Origin of the sequence: Aureimonas sp. OT7 (genome assembly GCF_014844055.1) — a bacterium.
GTDB classification, from domain to species: domain Bacteria; phylum Pseudomonadota; class Alphaproteobacteria; order Rhizobiales; family Rhizobiaceae; genus Aureimonas; species Aureimonas altamirensis_A.
On record NZ_CP062167.1, the window covers coordinates 1,424,164 to 1,442,390 of the forward strand.

General features: G+C 66.5%; 11 protein-coding genes. 4 read left to right on the plus strand and 7 right to left on the minus strand.

Annotated elements, in window-relative coordinates:
• Positions 1–36 precede the first annotated feature (36 nt).
• The 4 genes from pgi to IGS74_RS06905 all read right to left on the minus strand — a co-directional run bounded on the left by pgi (position 37) and on the right by IGS74_RS06905 (position 9,521).
• Positions 37–1,680, minus strand: a complete 1,644-nt coding sequence (gene pgi / locus IGS74_RS06890) for a glucose-6-phosphate isomerase (RefSeq protein ID WP_039190703.1) — start codon at positions 1,678–1,680, stop codon at positions 37–39.
• Positions 1,681–1,831: 151 nt separating this feature from the next.
• Positions 1,832–2,068, minus strand: a complete 237-nt coding sequence (locus IGS74_RS06895; RefSeq protein WP_060603764.1) for a hypothetical protein — start codon at positions 2,066–2,068, stop codon at positions 1,832–1,834.
• Positions 2,069–2,208: 140 nt separating this feature from the next.
• Entirely contained in the window at positions 2,209–7,572 is a 5,364-nt protein-coding gene (locus tag IGS74_RS06900; RefSeq protein ID WP_192390373.1) for a translocation/assembly module TamB domain-containing protein, read from the minus strand.
• A complete protein-coding gene (locus IGS74_RS06905; RefSeq protein ID WP_246723018.1) occupies positions 7,572–9,521 on the minus strand; it encodes an autotransporter assembly complex family protein in 1,950 nt (649 codons plus the stop codon). The genes IGS74_RS06900 and IGS74_RS06905 overlap by 1 nt, the downstream gene beginning before the upstream one ends.
• A 306-nt stretch (positions 9,522–9,827) precedes the next feature.
• On the opposite strand from IGS74_RS06905, the gene IGS74_RS06910 reads away from it, so the two are divergent.
• Both IGS74_RS06910 and IGS74_RS06915 read left to right on the plus strand, forming a co-directional pair.
• Positions 9,828–11,063, plus strand: a complete 1,236-nt coding sequence (locus tag IGS74_RS06910; RefSeq protein ID WP_192390374.1) for a putative DNA modification/repair radical SAM protein — start codon at positions 9,828–9,830, stop codon at positions 11,061–11,063.
• Position 11,064: 1 nt separating this feature from the next.
• A complete protein-coding gene (locus IGS74_RS06915; RefSeq protein ID WP_192390375.1) occupies positions 11,065–12,537 on the plus strand; it encodes a UdgX family uracil-DNA binding protein in 1,473 nt (490 codons plus the stop codon).
• 45 nt (positions 12,538–12,582) lie between these two features.
• On the opposite strand, the gene IGS74_RS06920 is transcribed toward IGS74_RS06915, so the two are convergent.
• The 3 genes from IGS74_RS06920 to IGS74_RS06930 are packed head-to-tail and all read right to left on the minus strand — an operon-like array spanning position 12,583 to position 15,144.
• Positions 12,583–12,687 carry a DUF2474 family protein gene (locus tag IGS74_RS06920; protein WP_192390376.1) on the minus strand — a complete coding sequence of 35 codons (105 nt, stop codon included), beginning with the start codon at positions 12,685–12,687 and terminating at the stop codon, positions 12,583–12,585.
• A 6-nt stretch (positions 12,688–12,693) separates the two neighbouring features.
• Positions 12,694–13,707 (minus strand): cytochrome d ubiquinol oxidase subunit II, encoded by a 1,014-nt coding sequence (cydB, locus tag IGS74_RS06925; RefSeq protein WP_192390377.1) that lies wholly within the window; start codon positions 13,705–13,707, stop codon positions 12,694–12,696.
• A gap of 12 nt (positions 13,708–13,719) precedes the next feature.
• On the minus strand, positions 13,720–15,144 hold the full coding sequence (locus IGS74_RS06930) for a cytochrome ubiquinol oxidase subunit I (RefSeq protein ID WP_192390378.1): 1,425 nt from the start codon (positions 15,142–15,144) through the stop codon (positions 13,720–13,722).
• Between the two features lie 236 nt (positions 15,145–15,380).
• Here IGS74_RS06930 and IGS74_RS06935 point away from each other — a divergent pair, with 236 nt between their 5' ends.
• Positions 15,381–16,892: an ATP-binding protein gene (locus IGS74_RS06935; protein WP_192390379.1), complete on the plus strand. Its 1,512-nt coding sequence runs from the start codon at positions 15,381–15,383 to the stop codon at positions 16,890–16,892.
• 79 nt (positions 16,893–16,971) lie between these two features.
• Complete coding sequence (locus tag IGS74_RS06940; RefSeq protein WP_192390380.1) at positions 16,972–18,222, plus strand: glycosyltransferase; 1,251 nt, start codon at positions 16,972–16,974, stop codon at positions 18,220–18,222.
• Positions 18,223–18,227 lie beyond the last annotated feature (5 nt).

The following is an 18,227-nucleotide window of genomic DNA, read 5'->3' on the forward strand; positions in this document are numbered from 1 at the left end:
TCGGCCGTCGGCAACGTGGCGTCGTTCGGCATGGTGTCACCCTTTCAGTGTCGAGATCGCGTTCACCAGCCCGACGGTCGATGCGTCGCGACCCTCGGCAGATGCTTCCCCGCGGACGACGGGGAGGAGGCCCGTCGCCAGTTCCTTGCCCAGTTCGACGCCCCATTGGTCGAAGGCGTTGATCCCGAACAACTGGGCTTCCACGAAGACCCGATGTTCGTAGAGCGCGATGATGCGGCCCAGCGTGTACGGGTCCAGCGTGCGATACAGGATGGTGAGGGAAGGGCGGTTTCCGGAAAATTCGCGGTGCGGCGCGATGCGCTCCGCTTCGTCGGCGGAACGGCCCGCGGCCAGGAGTTGCTGGCGCGCTTCTTCCAGCGTGCGGCCCTTCATCAGCGCCTCGCTCTGCGCAAGGCAATTGGCGATCAGAAGGTCCTGATGATCCTGCAGATCGGGCTCGTGCGAGTTCGCGCCCAGCAGGAACTCCACCGGCACGACGTCGGTGCCCTGATGCAGGAGCTGGAAAAAGGCATGCTGCCCATTGGTGCCGGGCTCGCCCCATACGACGGGCCCGGTCGGCGTCTTCACGCGCTCGCCGTCGAGGCCGACATGCTTCCCGTTGGATTCCATGTCGAGCTGCTGCAGGTAGGCCGGCAGGCGCGCCAAACGCTGATCGTAGGGAATGACGGCGCGCGAGGGGCAACCCTGCGCGACGCGATGCCACCAGCCGACCAGACCCAGAAGAATGGGCAGGTTTTCGGCCATCGGAGCCGTCTTGAAATGGCGATCCATCGCCCGGGCGCCCGCCAGGAACTCGCGGAACCGGTCGGGACCGATCGCAATCATGAGCGGCAGCCCGATGGCCGACCAGAGCGAATAGCGGCCGCCGACCCAATCCCAGAAGCCGAAGGCGCGCGTCTCGTCAATGCCGAATGCGGCAACCTTGTCCAGCGCCGTCGACACCGCGCAGAAATGCGCCCCGACAGCATCCTCGCCAAGCGCCTCGGCGATGAAGCGCCGCGCCGTCGCGGCGTTCGTCATCGTCTCGATGGTGGTGAAGGTTTTCGATGCGATGATGAACAGCGTCGTCGCCGGGTCGAGCCCACGCAGGATATCGGCGATATGGGCGCTGTCGACATTCGACACGAAGTGCAGGCGCGGCCCGTCATGATAGGGCGCAAGGGCCAGCGTGGCCATCACCGGCCCGAGATCGGAGCCGCCGATACCGATATTGACGACATCGGTGAACCGGCCGCCCTGTGCCGGCGCGATCTCGCCGCTGCGGATGCCGTCCGAAAAGCGGGACATGGCGACAAGGACGTCCTCGACGTCGTCGCCGACATACACGCCGGCCGCCTCGTAGCCATCGTCCGGCCGGCCGCGCAACGCGACATGCAGCACCGAACGCCCCTCCGTCGCGTTGATGCGGGCGCCCGCAAACATGGCGTCGCGCCGCTCTTCCAGGCCGCATGCGCGCGCAAAGGCAAACATGGCCTCGCGGTCTTCCGCGCCGAACGCCGTCTTGGAATAATCGAGGGTCAGATCCTCCAGCGCGGCGCTGAACGCATCGAAACGCCCGGGTGCACTTTCGAAGAGCGCCTTGATGCCGCGCTCGCGTGCCGCTTCTCCACGCTCCGCAAGAGTGCGGACCGTTGCGCCATATCCATGAGTATCAGCCACGTTTACTGCCTGCCCTGCTGTTGTGCTGCGCCGCACCATAAGGGTGCTGCGGCGCGTTGTCCCGGTCACTATCTAACGCCTTTCCACATTCGGAAAGGGGCAGATCGCGGGGAGGGCAGAAATAAGCTGCGCTGTGGCGCTGCAGAAGGCGTCAGTGGCGGGTGGCGTCCAGCCTGTCCAGCGCCTTGTCGAGGGACGCATGACGCCGGCGGACGACGTCGCTGGTGCCGGCCCGCGCGACGCGCGCGTCCAGGCGAAACCGCCAATCCTCAAGCAGGGCCTGCTTTTCGCCGTGCGACAGGTTTCTGTCGTCGACCACTTCGGCCGGGTCGGAAAAGTGGCTGCCGACGCGATAATCGATTTCGGACGGTTCGCGTGCTTCGCTCATGGTTCACACTCCATGGTCATAGGTGAATTTGACATGACAGGATTGGATACGCCCCATCGGCCTGAAATGAGGCATAGAGACAATCGTTCCATCTATGACGAAATTTTAATGTGCGCCGGACGGCGAGGGCGGGGCCGCCCTCAGTATTCTTTCTCATAGAATACGCCGACCTCGCCGCCGCCCCCGGCCGTGACGGCCGCGCGCGCCTTGATGTCGCGCCCGAGCTCGAGGTCGATGGAGACCCGTCCCGTGGTATCGACGCCGATATAGGTGTTCTCGTTCAGATACTGGCCGACACCCACCGCCGCCTGCCCATCCGCCGTGGTGCGGATGTCGATGTCGTCGACGCCGAGCTGCGAGCGGAGATTGTCGAGAAGCCCCGTCGAGCCGCCGACGCCCGCCAGCGACGCGGCCGCCGAAGCGAGCTGCGCGATCTGCAGGGGCGACAGGTCGCTGGTGGCCTGTCCGAAGATCAGCCGGGCCAGCACCTCGTCCTGCGGCAGCGCCGGGCTGGAACTGAAGGTGAATGCCGGGTTTTCGGCCGGGCCGGTGACCGCGACGTAGACGGTAGCCTCGCCCGTATCCGACTGCGCCAAAAAGTCCAGCGTCGGGATGAGGTTGCCGGTGAAGGACAGGGAGGCGCGCTCGAAGTCCAGCCGCCGGCTGAGGATCTGCAAACGGCCGCGCTGCAGGTCGAAGCCGCCGACGATGCCGACATTGGACGCCGGTCCGGTGATGCGGATGGTGCCGCCCAGCTCCAGGTCGAGGCCACGGCCGCGCACGAAGACGCGGTTTGGTGCATTCAGCGTCAGATCCAGGGTGATGCCGCCGCCGCTGGCGCCGCTGGCGCCGGAGTCCGGATTGATCTCCCGTTGCTGGCGGTACACGGCAGCCGGCGCATTGACGTGCCGCACGTCGAGATCGGCAAGCGAACTGGGCAGCGTGTCCGGCACGACGATGGCGATTTCCTGCGCGTTCACCGTTCCGCCAAGCACGGCAGCACCGGTAATCGGGCCCGTCAGGGTCAGGTCTGCGTTGAGCCGGGTGGAAAACAGTTCGCCATCGGCATAGCGGCCATCGCGGATGGTGACGGCGATGTCGGCGGGGAAGCCCGCGCCGAGGCCGACGCCACCTGCGACGTTGATCGAGCCGCCACTGCCGAGATTGGCCGAGAAGGCGTTGATCGACGCGCGGTCGCCGGACAAGGCAATCGTCGTGTTGATGTTCTCGACCGCGAGGTTGATGCCGGTATCGACGAAGCGGGCGCCGCTGGTGGACACGGTGCCACTGACATTGGGGTTGGCCGCCGTGCCGGACACGCGTGCATTGACGCTGACATCGCCCTGGATGGAGCGGCCGCCCTCGGCCAGGATGCGGTTGGCCAGCGACAGCGGCGCGTTGCCGTTCAGCGCCAGGTCGAAGGCCGGCGTGCCCGCCAGGTTGACGGACCCGTCGGCGTTGAAGGCGATGCCCGAGCCGGAGAGGTTGCCGTCCAGGGTAACCCTGTTCTGCGCATAGGTGCCCCGTGCCGCGACATCCAGTGGGCCGACACCCGCCTCCCGCGTTTGGGCCAGGGAAAGGCCGCCGACGCGCATGTCGTAGGTGACATCCGGATTGGCGATGGTGCCGCGCGCCTGGATGTTGCCGCCGATCGTGCCCTGCGGCGCTACGTCCGGCGCGGCCGCCGCCGCGATGGAGGCGGGAACGTCGGACAGGGTCACATCGAGGTTGAGCCGCCGTCCTGCGCTGCCTGTGGCCACGATGCTGCCGCCGCCGGACAGGTCGATGCGCGCGGTGCGCAGGGCAACCGTTTCGTCGCGGAAATCGCCCGCCGCGACAAGGCTTGCCGAAGGGGCGCCCGCGGCGCGCGAGGCCGCAACCGAGATGTTGGCACCATTGATATCGAAGGTGGCGGCGGGCGCCGCAAGCGAGCCTGTGGCGCGCGCCGTTCCGGACAGCGTGCCTTGCGCTCCGAGGGTAGGGGAGGCCGCATTGGCCAGCGCCAGCGGAAGCTGCTGCATGGCCAGTTGCAGATCCAGGGTATCGCCGACCGTTCCGGACACGTTCAACGTGCCGCCACCGGCGCGGATGTCGCCCCGCTCGAGCGTCAGCGCGTCGTTGCGGTAGGCGCCCGCAATGTCGAGCGCCACCGTGTCCACGCCCGACTGGCGCAACGGCGCGGCGGCAAGATTGCCGCCCGCAAGCTGGAACGTCGCCTGCGGACGCGCCAGGGTGCCGGTGGCCCTTGCCGTGCCCGAAACGTCGCCCGTGGCGTCGAGTCCCGGCACGAAGGCATTGGCCAGCGCGACAGGCAGGCGGTCGATGTCGAGATCAAGGTCGAGATCCCGCCCGACGCTGCCGGTGGCGCGGACGGATCCGGACCCGATGTCGGCGACGGCCTGCGACAGGCGGACGGTATAGTTGGCCAGCCGGCCGGACAGGTCGATCGTCATGGACCCGGTGCCGGCGGCGGCCACTCTTTCAGCCGAAATGTCGCGCCCGTCGAGGTCGAAGACGACGATGGGGTTGTCGAGGTCCCCCGTCGCCTCGGCCCGCCCGCTGAGCATGCCGGATGCGCCGAGATCGGACACGAAACCATTGGCGATGGATACCGGAATGTCGGTGAGGGTCAGGACGGCATCCAGCGTCTGGCCGACGTCTCCCGACACGGTCACCGTACCGCCGCCGATTTCCAGACGGGCCGTATCCAGGCTTGCGATGCCGCCGCGATACCGTCCCGCAAGGGCGCCGTCCACGGCCGGCAGCTCGGCCTGGCGCGTCTGGGCGCTCTGCAGCCCGGCCAGCGCCACATTGAAATCGGCGCGGATATTGTCGGCCGGACCGGCAGTGGACACGTCGCCCGACAGCGTGCCCGCCGCATCTAGACCGGCGACGAAGGGGTTGGCGACGGCGAGGGGGAAGGCATCCAGCGCCAGGTCGAGCTGGACTTCGTCGGAAATTGCGCCGGTCAGCTCCAGCCCGCCCTGGCCGACGGCCAGAAGGATGCGTCCAAGGTTGACCCCGCTCTGCCCGATGGTGACGCGGGTCGGCTCCCGCAGCGCCACGGCGGCGCCATCGATGTCGGCCGTCAGGCGGCGCAGGTCTATGGCCGTCTCGCCCTGTATCGAGGAGACGCTGCCGTTCAATGCGGTGGCGATAGTGTTGATGGTGGTGCTGCCATCGATGACTGTCGCATCGTTGAGGCGCGACAGGTCGATGTCGAGGGCTGCAACCGTCAGCGAGGTCAGGGCCAGCGACGCGGCCTGTATCGCGCCTTCGGCCTGCGGCCTGTCGATGTAATCGAACAGGGTCACATCCACCGTGGCATTGGCCAGGTCCGTTTCGCCGAAGGACAACGAGGTGGACCGGATGTCGATGGCGGCCTGCGGCGCGCCGCCCGGCGTGGTGAAGGCGAGCGTACCCGCCACGTCGCCGCTGGCCTCGACGCCGACAAGGCCCGCGAGCGTGGATAGATCGGGTGCGGCAATATCGAGATCGCCGGACGGTACGTTGGCGGCGGTGAGCGCCACTGCACCGGTGACGCGGTTGTCGCCCTGCACGATGGCAAGGTTGCGCAAGTTTCGGACGTCGCCTGCGGTATCGAAATCGGCCGTCACTTCCAGCGGCTGGTCGTTGAACCGCCCGTTGACCGCGACCGTACCGTTGGGCGCCTCCGGTGCGAAGGTGCCATCGATACGAGCGGTGATTTCCTGCAGCGTCCGCCCCGCTATGTCGAGGTTCGCGCCGTTCAACGTCAGGTCGACCTGCGGTGCACCGAGCGTGCCGGCGGCATTCAGGGTGAAGTCGGCGGTGCCGGTCAAGCCGGAGTCCGGTATCTGTGCCTGGTCGAGCGTGCCCGACGCATTGGCCGAAATGGTTTCGCCGGACAGGCTGCCGGATGCCTCGACCGAAAGACCCGTGCCTTCGATGGTGAGGTCGCGTCCTTCGTAGCCCTCGGCCGTGCGCGAAACCGAACCGCTGAGGGCGATGCGCTCGCCGGCATACTGCGTCAGTTGCTGCGCCAACGCGGCGCTTTCCACGTCGGAGCGCAGGGCGAAGTCGAATGTCGAGAAATCGCGCGCCGCCCGCCCGGTGACGGCGGCGCTGGCCGCGCCTGTCGTCAGGCTGTTGGAGTCTATGACGATCTCGCCCTCCGTCAGCTGACCATCGACGGCGAGGGCGATGGGGCCGGTCAAGACGTTCGCCGCGACGCCTTCCGGCGCGCTGGCGCTGGCGGCGTCCAGCGCAAGCTGGAACGGGCCCGAGATCGCATTCAGGTCGAAGCCCGGGCTCGTCGCGCGCAGCGTGACATCCCGCGCAAGATAATCCTCGTAGCCTGCGGTGCGCGCCGCCGCCTCGACGGTCAGCGCGGCCGATGCCAGGGCGCCGGAAAGGGTGGCGTCCAGCGACGACACTTCCAGCACGCTGCGTGCGCCGAGCTGGCCGAACGAGAGCGGTACGGGGTTGCCCTCGTCCGTCGCCAGCGTGACGCGCAGATCGTTGGTAGAGCCGGCCGGGTCGTAGGTGCCGGACGCATCGAGCTGCAGTGCGCCCGACACGAGCTGGCCGCGGTTGACTGTAACGATGCCGCCTTCGGTGCGCAGCAGGATATCCGCGGCGACCGTGGCCGTCTCGCCCACCATGTCGGCGTACTGCGCCGGCACGAAGGGGCCGGTGATCGTGGAGATATTGGCGGTCAGGCGCCGGCCCTCGGCGCCGTCCTGCACGGCCGCCTCGATGGTGATGGCGCGTTCGGACGCGATGTCGAGCGCGCCATTGGCGGTGAAATCGCTGAGGGGACCATTGCCCGTGACGTTGACGGTGACAGGCGGTGCGCCGGGCAGCTTCAGGAGGCCGGCGATGATGCCGCCTTCCGGCTCGTTCGCATCGACGTTCAGGACCAGGCGGTTCGCGTCCGGGGCAAAGCCAATCGTCGCGTTGACCGTACCCGGCCTGTCCAGCCGCTCCACGGCGAGGCGCACATCGAGCGCGGCCGGGTCACGCGTGAGGTTCAGCCCACCATTGGCCGACAGTTCCGCCGCGACGCCGGCAACGGCCTCGCCGAGCGTAAAGCGGCCGATGGAGATCTCGCCGACATTGGCGGTGATGTTGGGCAGCGAGAATCCGCCGCCGCCGCTGTCATCCTCGGCCGTAGCGGCGGTGCCCTGCGGCAGCCGCGTGAAGTCGATAGAGCCCGCGGTCAGGCGCTGGATTTCCACCGTGCGCCGGATCAGCGCCGTCGGCGACCAGTCCAGCGCCAGATCGCGCGCCGTCAGGTAGACGCCGTCCGGATCCGATACGGTCAGGCTTTCGATGCGGATATTGCCGGACAGCGCGCCCGACAGGCCCTCGATCTCCACCTGCGCGTTCTCGGTCGAGATCAGGTTTTCGATCTGGTTGGCGATGAACCCTTGCGCATGGGCTGCGGGCGCGGGCAACAGGAACGCCCCGCCAAGGGCGGCGAGGGCGGCGATGCGGGTGCGGACGGTGCGGAACTGCAGCATCAGAACGACTGCCCTATGCCTGCGTAAATCTGGAAATCGCCGTCGCGCGGACCGGGATCGAGCGGAATGCCGACGTCGACGCGGATCGGGCCGAAGCTCGTCAGGTAGCGGGCGCCGACGCCCGCGCCGATCTTGAACTCGCCGAAATCGGGGAAAAGGTCGTCGGAAACCGTTCCGCCGTCCACGAAGGGTACGATCTGTATGGTTTCCGTGATGCCGATGCGCAGCTCCAGGGAGGCTTCGAACAGCGACAGGCCGCCCGTCGGCGTATCGACGAAGTCCGGGTTTGTCCCGGGCAGGGCGAAGCTCGGGAAATAAGGGCCGATCGACTGGTAGACATAGCCGCGGACCGAGCCGCCGCCGCCGGCAAAGAACCGCCGGTCGTTCGGCACGTCCTCGAGGTCGGCGCCGAGGATGGTGCCGTATGCCACCCGCCCGGCCGCCACGAACCTGCCGTCCTCGTCGAAGGACAGGTAGGCCGAGGCGTCGCCACGGGCCTTGAAGAAGGGCACGGAGTTCAACGCGTCGTAGGAGGGCTCCGCCGTCGCCTTCAGCATGTAGCCGCCGGTTGGGTTCAGCTCGTTGTCGCGGGCGTCGTAAGTATAGCTGAGCGGGACCGACCCGATCAGGAAGTCTTCCGTGCCGAGATAATCCTTTATCTCCTCATACTCGATGAGGATGCCGGCCGTGACGGACTGCTGCTTGTCGATGCGATACTCGACGCCGCTGTAGCCCGCCACCGATGCGCGGTCGTAGGCAAGTGGCTGTTCCCGCAGGGCGGTCAGCGAACCGATATAGACCGAATCCGGGCCGAGCACGCCCGGCTTGCGGAAGACGGCGGAGCCGCGATAGTCGAACCCGTCGGTCTCGCGGCCGGCATTGGAAATTTCGTTCGCGCCGATGCGGGTCACCGCGCCTTCGATGCGCAGGCTCTCCGCCCCGCCGAACAGATTGCGGTGCTGCCAATAGGCGTTCACGCCGGCGCCGTCGGTATTGGAGAAGGTCGCGCCCGCACCGAAGAGGCGGAAGGGACGTTCCGCCACCTCCACCATCACCGGCAGCGTCCCATCGGCGACCTGGCCATCGGCGGGGCGCACATTGACGCTGGAGAAGACGTTCAACTTGGACAGTCGCTCGCGCGCGTCGGCCAGCTCCTGCCGGGAATAGACCGTGCCGGGGCGAATGCCGGCCATGTAGGCGACGAAGCCGGGCCGCACGGCCTGGGTTCCCTTGACGCTCGTCACGCCGAAGGGAACGCGCTGCCCGGGCGACAGCGACAATTCGTAGTCCAGTTCGCCACGTGCCGAGTCGGCTATGACGTCCCGGTGCGTGACGGCCGCGAAGGGGCGCCCCGTATCCTCGATATCGCGATATATGCGGTTCTGCGCCGACAGGATCCGCGTCGAGTCCGCCGAGGAACCGCGGGTCAACTCGTAATCCGCCGGGTCCACCACGGGGGGGCCGTCCGTGGTGATGGCAACCCGGCCGACCTTGTAGAGCTGGCCGGGTTCCACGGTGATGGTTACGGGCACCGTACCCGCCGTATTGAACGCCGTGTCCGGCGGCAGGGTCGCGATGTCCTGCCCCTCGATGCGGATGGTAACGATGCCGTCATAGCGGGAATTTTCGTACAGGGCGGCAACCAGCCGCTTGCGGTCGTTGCGCGCCTTGGCCAGCAGGCCGAGCGAGCCGGATACCGGCTCGTCTTCGTCGGCGATCAGCGTGGATGCGGCTTCCATCGCATCTTCCAGCCCGTCGACAGGCTGCGTGAGCGTCAGCGTGACCGAGTAGTTGACCGGATCGAGCACCGGTTCGGAATCATCCTCGCCTTCGAAGAACTTGAAGCCGAACAGCTCGAAGGCATGCGCCGATGGCGTTCCGGCCAGAAGGGCGGAGCACATCGTGGAAGCCATCAAGGTCAGGACGATGCCCGTTCTACGCAGAGGCACGTTCGCAATCACTTTCCGCCGTTCGGAATGCTTGAGACATTCCCCCTTAAACCGCACGCTCCCCCGAGCGCATCCGGTAAAATGCCGGGGATGCGGTAAATGACAACCTACGATGCGGCCACCCGGGGGCATTCCTTGCGGCTTTTGTGGGACTTACGCCACAGTGCGCGCATCTGCGCACCCATTGCGAAAGCCGCCTCCACAAGGGCTGCGTGCGGCTTTAACCGCCCGTTAACCGCCTTGACCGGTGTTGCGCGACAATCGGTCACTGGATAGAACAAAGAGCGAACGGTATATGCTTTGAGCATGGCCCGAACGACGCTTCTCGACAAACTCGCCATTTTGAGCGACGCCGCGAAATACGATGCCTCCTGTGCGTCGAGCGGGTCGGTCAAGCGCAATTCGCTGAAAAGCGGAGGCATCGGCTCCACCGAGGGGTCGGGCATCTGCCACGCCTATGCACCGGACGGACGATGCATTTCGCTATTGAAGATCCTGCTGACGAATTTCTGCATCTACGACTGCGTCTATTGCGTGAACCGCCATTCGTCGAATGTGCCGCGGGCCCGGTTTTCGGTGGAGGAAGTCGTCGATCTGACGCTCAACTTCTATCGTCGGAATTATATCGAGGGCCTGTTCCTGTCCTCCGGAATCATCCGCAACTCCGATTATACGATGGAAGAGATGGTGCGCGTGGCGAAGTCCCTGCGGCTCGACCATAATTTTGCGGGCTATATCCATTTGAAAGCCATTCCGGAGGCCTCACCCCAGTTGATGGAAGAGGCCGGGCTTTATGCCGACCGCCTGTCCGTCAACATCGAGTTGCCGACGGATATCGCCCTGTCTCAGTTCGCACCCGAAAAGAAGCCGCGCGATATCCGCCGCTCCATGGGGCATCTGCGCCTGAAGATCGAGGAGAGCGAGCCGGAAAAGAAAGCGAAGACCAGGCCGAGGCGCTTTGCTCCGGCGGGGCAGTCGACGCAGATGATCGTCGGGGCCGACGGGGCGGACGACGACGCCATACTGGCGCGTTCGGAAAATCTCTACGGCTCGTTTCGGCTGAAGCGCGTGTACTACTCGGCCTTCTCGCCCATTCCGGATTCGTCCAGCCGGCTGCCGCTGGCGAGGCCCCCCTTGATGCGCGAGCACCGGCTGTACCAGGCCGACTGGTTGTTGCGCTTCTATGGGTTCGAGCGTTCGGAAATCGTCGCCGGCGGAACGGATGGCATGCTCGATCTTGCCATCGACCCAAAGCTTGCCTGGGCGTTGAAGAACAGGGAGCGGTTCCCGGTCGACGTCAACCGGGCCGACCGCGAAATGCTTCTGCGGGTTCCCGGCTTCGGTACGAAATCCGTCACTCGCATCCTGTCCACGCGCCGCCATAAGACCTTGCGGCTGGACGATATCGCGCGGCTTTGCCAGTCCGTGGCGAAGGTACGCCCATTCATATCCGCGCTGGACTGGACGCCCGGCGGGCTGACCGACAGCGCGCGCCTGCGCGACGCGCTGGTGCCGCCGGCACAACAACTGAGCCTGTTTTGAGATGTTTGCCGCCACCCTGTCTCATCCCGCCGATTTCGATGGCTGGCGCGAAGCGGCCCGGATTGCGCTGTCGCATGGGCTGACGCCGGAGGCGATGAATTTCGTGGTGGAGGGCGAGGGCGCCCTGTTCGGCGAGCCATTGCCCCGGCAGGCGGGCGGCGCGCCGCCCCCCAAGGTGCCGCGCGGTTTTATCGATCTCGCCCGCAACGCCGCCTGCAACCGTGATCCCCAGCGCTTTCTGCTGCTGTATAGCCTGCTCTGGCGTCTGCAGGCGGATCGCCGACTGCTGGAGGTGGCGTCCGACCCGGAAGTGCGGCGCGCGCAGGAGATGCAGAAATCAGTGCTGCGTGACAGCCATAAGATGAAAGCCTTCGTGCGCTTCCGCGAGGTGCCGGGCGACAATGGTACGCCGCATTACATTGCCTGGTTCGAGCCGTTCCATCACACGGTGGAACTGACGGCGCCCTTTTTCACAAGGCGTTTCACCGGCATGGAGTGGACGCTTCTGACGCCGCTTCGCTCCGCCCACTGGAATGGAACGGAACTTCAGTTCGGCCCGCCGGCGCTGGCCAGCGACAAGCCGGATGAGGACGCCGTGGAGGCGCTGTGGCTGACCTATTATGCCTCGATCTTCAATCCGGCCCGTTTGAAGGTGAAGGCGATGCAATCGGAGATGCCGCGCAAATACTGGCATAATCTGCCCGAGGCCCAGTTGATCCGCCCGCTCGTGCAGGGCGCGGAAGCGGCCGCGCGCCGCATGCTTGAAACCGCGCCGTCGATGCCGGGACTGCGCCATGAACGACATGCGGAGAAAGCGGCCATGGTGAAGGCTGGACAGCCTGCGGAGGAAGCGTTTGCCGGTTTCAACCGAAGGCCGGAGGATATCGGGGAAGCGCGCGACCAGGCATCGCGATGCCGCGCCTGCCCCTTGTGGGAACCGGCGACACAGACGGTCTTCGGGCGCGGCCCCGCCGATGCGCCGGTGATCTTCGTCGGCGAGCAGCCGGGCGACCAGGAGGATCTTGCCGGAGAGCCATTCGTCGGCCCGGCCGGCAAGGTATTCGACCGGGCGCTGGCGGAAGCGGGGGTGGACCGGTCGCAGGTCTACGTCACCAATGCGGTCAAGCATTTCAAGTTCACGCCGCGCGGCAAGCGACGCATCCACCAGAAGCCCAATGCGGGCGAGGTGAAGATGTGCCGCTGGTGGCTGGATATCGAGCGCGAGCTGATCCGACCGAAACTGATCGTGGCGCTGGGCGCAACGGCGGCGACGGCGGTGCTGGGCAAGGCCGTGACGATCCGCGACACGCGTTCGCGGCTGATCGAGCTGGATGCCGATACGCGGCTTCTGGTGACGGTGCACCCCGCCTACATCCTGCGGCTGCCGGACCGGGCTGCGCAGGAAGCCGAGCAGCGGGCCTTCCACGCCGACATGGCGCTGGTGCGCGAGACGGTTCCCGCCATCGCCGCCTGAAAGCGGATCCGGCCGGGGTGCGCACATGCGCGCACGAGGCTGCGGCTACAGGATCATCGCCCTTATACCGTAGGCGACGACGCTGAGGGCGACGATACTAGCCGTCCACAGCCCGACGAACCACAGGACTTGCGACAGGCGGCGGTTCATCGGCGGTCAATGCCCATGCTGGTGATAGCCTTCGCCTTCCCGCACCTTGCCCCGGAAGGTCCAGTAGGAATAAGCGGTATAGGCAAGGATCATCGGCACCAGCACCGCCGCGCCCACCAGCACGAAGGCCAGGCTTTCGTCCGGGGCGGCGGCCTGCCAGATCGTCAGCTCGGGCGGCAGCATGTTGGGATAGAAGCTGATGCCGATGCCGATATAGGACAGGACGAAAAGGCCCAGCGCCGACAGGAACGGCCGGTAGGCGGAAATCGGGTCGCGCAGGCTCCTGAACAGGCTGAGGGCGCAAACCAGCAGCAGAATGGGAATGGGCGCGACGAACAGGATCTGCGGAAAGGTGAACCAGCGTGAATAGAAGGCTTGCTGCAGAAACGGCATCCACAGGCTGACGGCGCCGATCGACACCAGGGTCCCGATGCCCGTCAACTCGGCGTAACGGGCTGCGAGCCGGTTCAGAGGGCCTTCCGTCTTCACCACCAGCCAGGTCGAGCCGAGGAGCGCATAGCCGACCACGACGGCGACGCCCGTCATGATGGAAAAGGGCGTCAGCCAGTCGTACCAGCCGCCGGCATAGGCGCGGTTTTCAATCTCGATGCCTTGCACGATGGTGCCCAGCGCGATGCCCTGCGAGAAGGCGGCGATGAGCGAGCCCAGAAAGAAGGCCATGTCCCAGACGCCCCGCCAGCGCACGGTCTTGAACCGGAATTCGAAAGAGACCCCCCGGAAGATCAGCGCCAGCAGCATGACGATGATGGGCGCATAGAGTGCCGGCATGACGATGGCGTAGGCCAGCGGGAAGACGGCGAACAGGCCGCCGCCGCCCATGACCAGCCAGGTCTCGTTGCCATCCCAGAAGGGCGCGACGGTGTTGATTGCCGTATCCCGGTTCTCGTGCCGTTTCAGGAACGGGAACAGGATGCCGATGCCCAGATCGAACCCGTCGAGCACGACATAGGCCAGAACGGCGAAGGCGATGATGAAGGCCCAGATGAGGGGAAGGTCCATGGCTCTGTCTCCTCAGCGCGACGGCGCGGTCGTGCCGCCGCTTTCCTGCATCTGCTGGCCGGGCGTGATGCCGGCCGTGCGGATCGGCTCCCTGGGGTCGGGGCCCTGTTCGAAGACGGACGGTGCCTTGACCATCGACCGCAGGATGTAGAACGTGCCCGTACCGAACACGATGAAGTAGACGATGATGAAGGCGATGAGGCTGGCGCCGACCGCCGCTGCGGCGATGGGCGAATGGCTCTCCGCCGTCCGCAGCAGCCCGTAGACCGTGTAGGGCTGTCGGCCGACTTCCGTCGTGATCCAGCCGGCCAATACGGCGACGAAGCCCATCGGCCCCATCATGACGCTCGCGCGCTGCAGCCACCTGTCGGTGGCGATGGAGCCCCGGAAGCGCCTGTAGAGCGCCCACAGCCCTAGGCCCAGGATAGCGAAGCCGATGGCCACCATGATGCGGAACGAGAAGAAGACGATGGGGACATAGGGCCAGTCTTCCCGCGGGAAGGCGTCGAGGCCCTGCACCTCGCCGTCCAGGGAATGCGTCAGGATGACCGAGCCGAGATTGGGAATTTCCACCGCATAGCGCGTCTCGCCCGCTTCCATGTCGGGAAGGCCGAACAGGGTGAGGGGCATGCCGCCATCCCGGTTGGTGGTGAAATGGCCTTCCATCGCCGCTACCTTGGCGGGTTGGTGCTCCAGCGTATTCAGCCCGTGCTGATCGCCGGCGAAGATCTGGATTGGCGCGACGATGGTCGCCATCCAGAGTGCCATGGAAAACATGGTGCGCGCCGCCGCGTTGCCCCTGTCGCGCAGAAGGTGGAAGGCGCCCACGGCGCCGACCACCAGAGCCGTGGTCAGGTAGGCGGCCAGCACCATGTGGACCAGGCGGTAGGGGAAGGACGGGTTGAAGACGATCGCCCACCAGTCCACCGGTACGAACTGGCCATTCTCGGCGATGGCGAAGCCGGCCGGCGTCTGCATCCAGGAATTGACCGACAGGATCCAGAAGGCCGAGCCGAGCGTGCCGATGGCCACCATCAGCGTGGCAAAGAAGTGCAGGCCCTTGCCGACGCGGTTGAGGCCGAACAGCATCACCCCGAGAAAGCCGGCTTCCAGGAAGAATGCCGACAGCACCTCATAGGCCATCATCGGCCCCAGGATCGGCCCGGTCCTGTCGGAGAAGACGGACCAGTTGGTGCCGAACTGGTAGGACAGGACGATGCCGGACACGACGCCCATGGCGAAGGAGACGGCGAAGATCTTCAGCCAGTACTGGAAGATCGTCAGGTAGACCTGCTTGCCCGTGCCCAGCCAAAGCCCGTGCAGCACCGCCAGATAGGAGGCCAGCCCGATGGTGAAGGAGGGGAAGACGATGTGGAACGCAACGGTGAAGGCGAACTGGAACCGCGCCAGCAAAACAGGGTCGAACGTGTCGAACATGCCGTATCCCCTATTCGACGTCCGGCGCCGGCCGGCATCCGCGTGTTTGGAATCCATCTAGACGCGATGGATGGTCGAGAAAGACGTTAAAGCGAAAAATCGAAACCGGAGATTGGACAGATTGTCTGTGGATCAAACGCACCGTGGGCTTCAAAGCCGCCGGTCCGGTGGTTAAGAAGGCTCTCTGTCCTTAGAAGAGGTGTACGCGTTTCCGCCATGGCCGGATGTCTTCATCCATGAAGGTTGCCGTCGATCTCGGCTCTACCGCGACGGGTGACCCGGCGGAAATGGACCTGGAAGAGCTCCTGTCCACGCGATTGCTGGTGCAGGGCAATTCAGGGTCGGGCAAGTCGCATCTGTTCCGCCGCATTCTGGAGCAGAGCGCCGATGTGGTGCAGCAGGCGATCATCGACCCGGAAGGAGACTTTGTCTCCTTTTCGGAGCGGTTCGGTCATATCGTCGTGGACGCCAACCGCACGCCCAGCGAGCTGGCCCGCATCGCGAATCGCATTCGCCAGCATCGCGCGTCCGTGGTGCTGAACCTGGAAGGGTTGGACGCCGAGGTGCAGATGAGTTGCGCCAGTGCCTTCCTGAACGGGCTTTTCGACGCCGACCGGCACTATTGGTATCCGATGCTCATCGCGGTCGACGAGGCGCAGATCTTCGCGCCGGCCGTCGCCGGGGAGGTGGGCGACGAGGCCCGGCGCGTGTCGCTGGGCGCGATGACCAACCTGATGTGTCGCGGCCGCAAGCGCGGGCTGGCCGGCATGATCGCCACGCAGCGGCTGGCCAAGCTGGCCAAGAACGTCGCCGCCGAGGCGTCCAATTTCCTGATGGGGCGCACCTTCCTCGACATCGACATGGCGCGCGCGGCCGACCTTCTGGGCATGGACAGGCGGCAGGCGGAGCGGTTCCGCGATCTCGAGCCCGGCCAGTTCGTCGCGCTTGGGCCTGCGCTGTCGCGGCGCCCGATCCCGGTGCGCATCGGGCCCGTGGAGACGGCGGGCCGGTCGGGCCGCCCGACATTGATGGCCCTTCCCGAAACCCCGCGCGAGGCGATGGCCGACCTGATCTTCACCGCCGGTGCCGACGAGCCGGACGACCTTCCCGAGCCGATGCCGCGCGAGCCGCAGGTGGCGACGCGCGAGCTGCTGGAGCGCGTCAGCACCGCGCGCCCGTCCATTTCCGCGCCTCTGCCGGAAGACGAGCCGACGGCCGAAGAACTGGCCGACAGGCAGGAGACGCTGGACGCCATCTTCGCCGCCCTTCTGGACGATCCTGACGCGGCCTTCCGGCCGGCGGCGGTTCTGTACCAGGATTTCCTGATGCACTGCCGCCTCAAGCGTATCGGCGGCGCCGACACCGACATGTCCAGCTTCCGCCGGCGGCTGGCGCTGGCGCGCGCCGGCGTCAGCGAGGAAACCGAGGATGACGAGTGGCGGCAGGTCATCGACCGGTCGGAGCAACTGCCCGAAGACATGCAGGGCGTCTACATGATGCTGGCGCGCGCCGCGCGCGAGAACGAGCCTTGCCCCAGCGATGAAGCACTGGCCCGTGCCTATGGCAGCCATTCGCCCTCGCGCGGGCGCTTTCTGCTGACCTATATGGCGGACCGCTCCTTCATCCGCTGCGAAACGGACTTCCGTGGCCAACGCGTGGTGACGATCGCCGGCAGCGGCTGGCGTACGTCGGCGGGCGCTGCCAAGCCGGGCGCGCCGGTTGTGCCGCGCCGCGCCCGCCGCGCCTGACGCTTTTTTCAGCCATGGCCCTTTAAAGCGGTTCCAGGGGGAGCAACTATCCGGCAACCCTGCACCGATAATGGCCTCCATGCGTTTCGCTCTCGTCTGCCCGCCCTATGCCAGCCACATCGCCGCCTTCGAGGCAATCGGCGAGGCGTTGCTGGCGCGCGGCCACGATGTGGCGATCCTGGCGCATGGCGGTGTCGGACCGGAACTGACGCTGGAGGGCGCCAGTTTCCTGGCGCTGCCCGGTGACGCGGCCGACCTCGAAACGCTCCGGAACGATGCGGGTGGCCGGAACGGCGTAGTCCGATTGTGGAAGATCCTGCAAGGCGGTGCGCGCGCGACCGCCGATATCGCACGCCATGCGCCCGCGCTGCTGCGCCAGGCGGGTATCGAGGCGCTGCTGGTCGACGAGATGGAGCCGGGTGGCGGCCTTGTGGCCCGCAGCCTCGGCCTGCCTTACCTGTCCGTTGCCTGCTCGCTGCCGGTCGAAGTCGATCCTGCCTTGCCTCCGCCCTATATCGGCTGGCCATACGACCCCTCGCCACAAGGCTTGAAGCGCAATCGCGGCGGCAGGCGGGTCGCCGACATGATCCTCAGGCCGCAGCGTCAGGCGATCAAGCGGGCCGCAGCGCTGCTGGGCGTCGATGGCGTCGAGCGGATCGAGGATTGTCTGTCGTCGCTGGCCACACTGTCGCAGACCGTCGCCGAGTTCGATTTCCCTCGCGCTGACGATACGCATGTCCGCCCGCTGGGCCCATTCCGCCGCTTCCGGCCGGTATCCCTTTTCGCGCCGAAGGAACGTCGCCCGCTTGTCTACGCGTCCTTCGGCACGATGCAGGGGCATAGGCTGGACCTGTTCAAGGCTGTCGCCGCCGCCTGCAGGACGCTGGGATTGCGGCTTGTCGTCGCGCATTGCGGCGGGCTCGACGCGGACGGGGCCGCCGGCATCGACGCCGAACTCGTCACCGATTTCGTCGATCAGCGCGCCATGCTGCGGCAGGCGACGATCTGCGTAACCCATGGCGGGCTGAATACGGCACTCGATGCCGTCGAGGCCGGCGTGCCGATGCTGGTTCTGCCCATGGCCTTCGACCAGCCCGGCGTCGCCGCCCGCGTCGCGCATCACGGGATCGGCCTGGCCCTGACGCCGCGCAAGGTGGATCGCCACAGCGTCGAGGCTGCGCTGTTGCGGCTGATGGCAGAGCCCGGATTTGCGCGCAATGCCGAACGTATCGGCCGCAGCATCGCGGCGACCGGCGGTGCGGCGGAGGCGGCCCGCCTGGCGGAGGTGCTGTGCGGCGGCCAACCGTTGCGGATGGACCGTGCCGGGTGAGGGCG

Bases quoted from the DNA above. Each gene is read 5' to 3' on its own strand.
- IGS74_RS06895 (WP_060603764.1), bottom strand. From the start codon at position 2,068: ATGAGCGAAGCACGCGAACCGTCCGAAATCGATTATCGCGTCGGCAGC.
- IGS74_RS06900 (WP_192390373.1), bottom strand. From the start codon at position 7,572: ATGCTGCAGTTCCGCACCGTCCGCACCCGCATCGCCGCCCTCGCCGCC.
- IGS74_RS06910 (WP_192390374.1), top strand. From the start codon at position 9,828: ATGGCCCGAACGACGCTTCTCGACAAACTCGCCATTTTGAGCGACGCC.
- IGS74_RS06915 (WP_192390375.1), top strand. From the start codon at position 11,065: ATGTTTGCCGCCACCCTGTCTCATCCCGCCGATTTCGATGGCTGGCGC.
- IGS74_RS06920 (WP_192390376.1), bottom strand. From the start codon at position 12,687: ATGAACCGCCGCCTGTCGCAAGTCCTGTGGTTCGTCGGGCTGTGGACG.
- cydB (WP_192390377.1), bottom strand. From the start codon at position 13,707: ATGGACCTTCCCCTCATCTGGGCCTTCATCATCGCCTTCGCCGTTCTG.
- IGS74_RS06930 (WP_192390378.1), bottom strand. From the start codon at position 15,144: ATGTTCGACACGTTCGACCCTGTTTTGCTGGCGCGGTTCCAGTTCGCC.
- IGS74_RS06935 (WP_192390379.1), top strand. From the start codon at position 15,381: ATGAAGGTTGCCGTCGATCTCGGCTCTACCGCGACGGGTGACCCGGCG.
- IGS74_RS06940 (WP_192390380.1), top strand. From the start codon at position 16,972: ATGCGTTTCGCTCTCGTCTGCCCGCCCTATGCCAGCCACATCGCCGCC.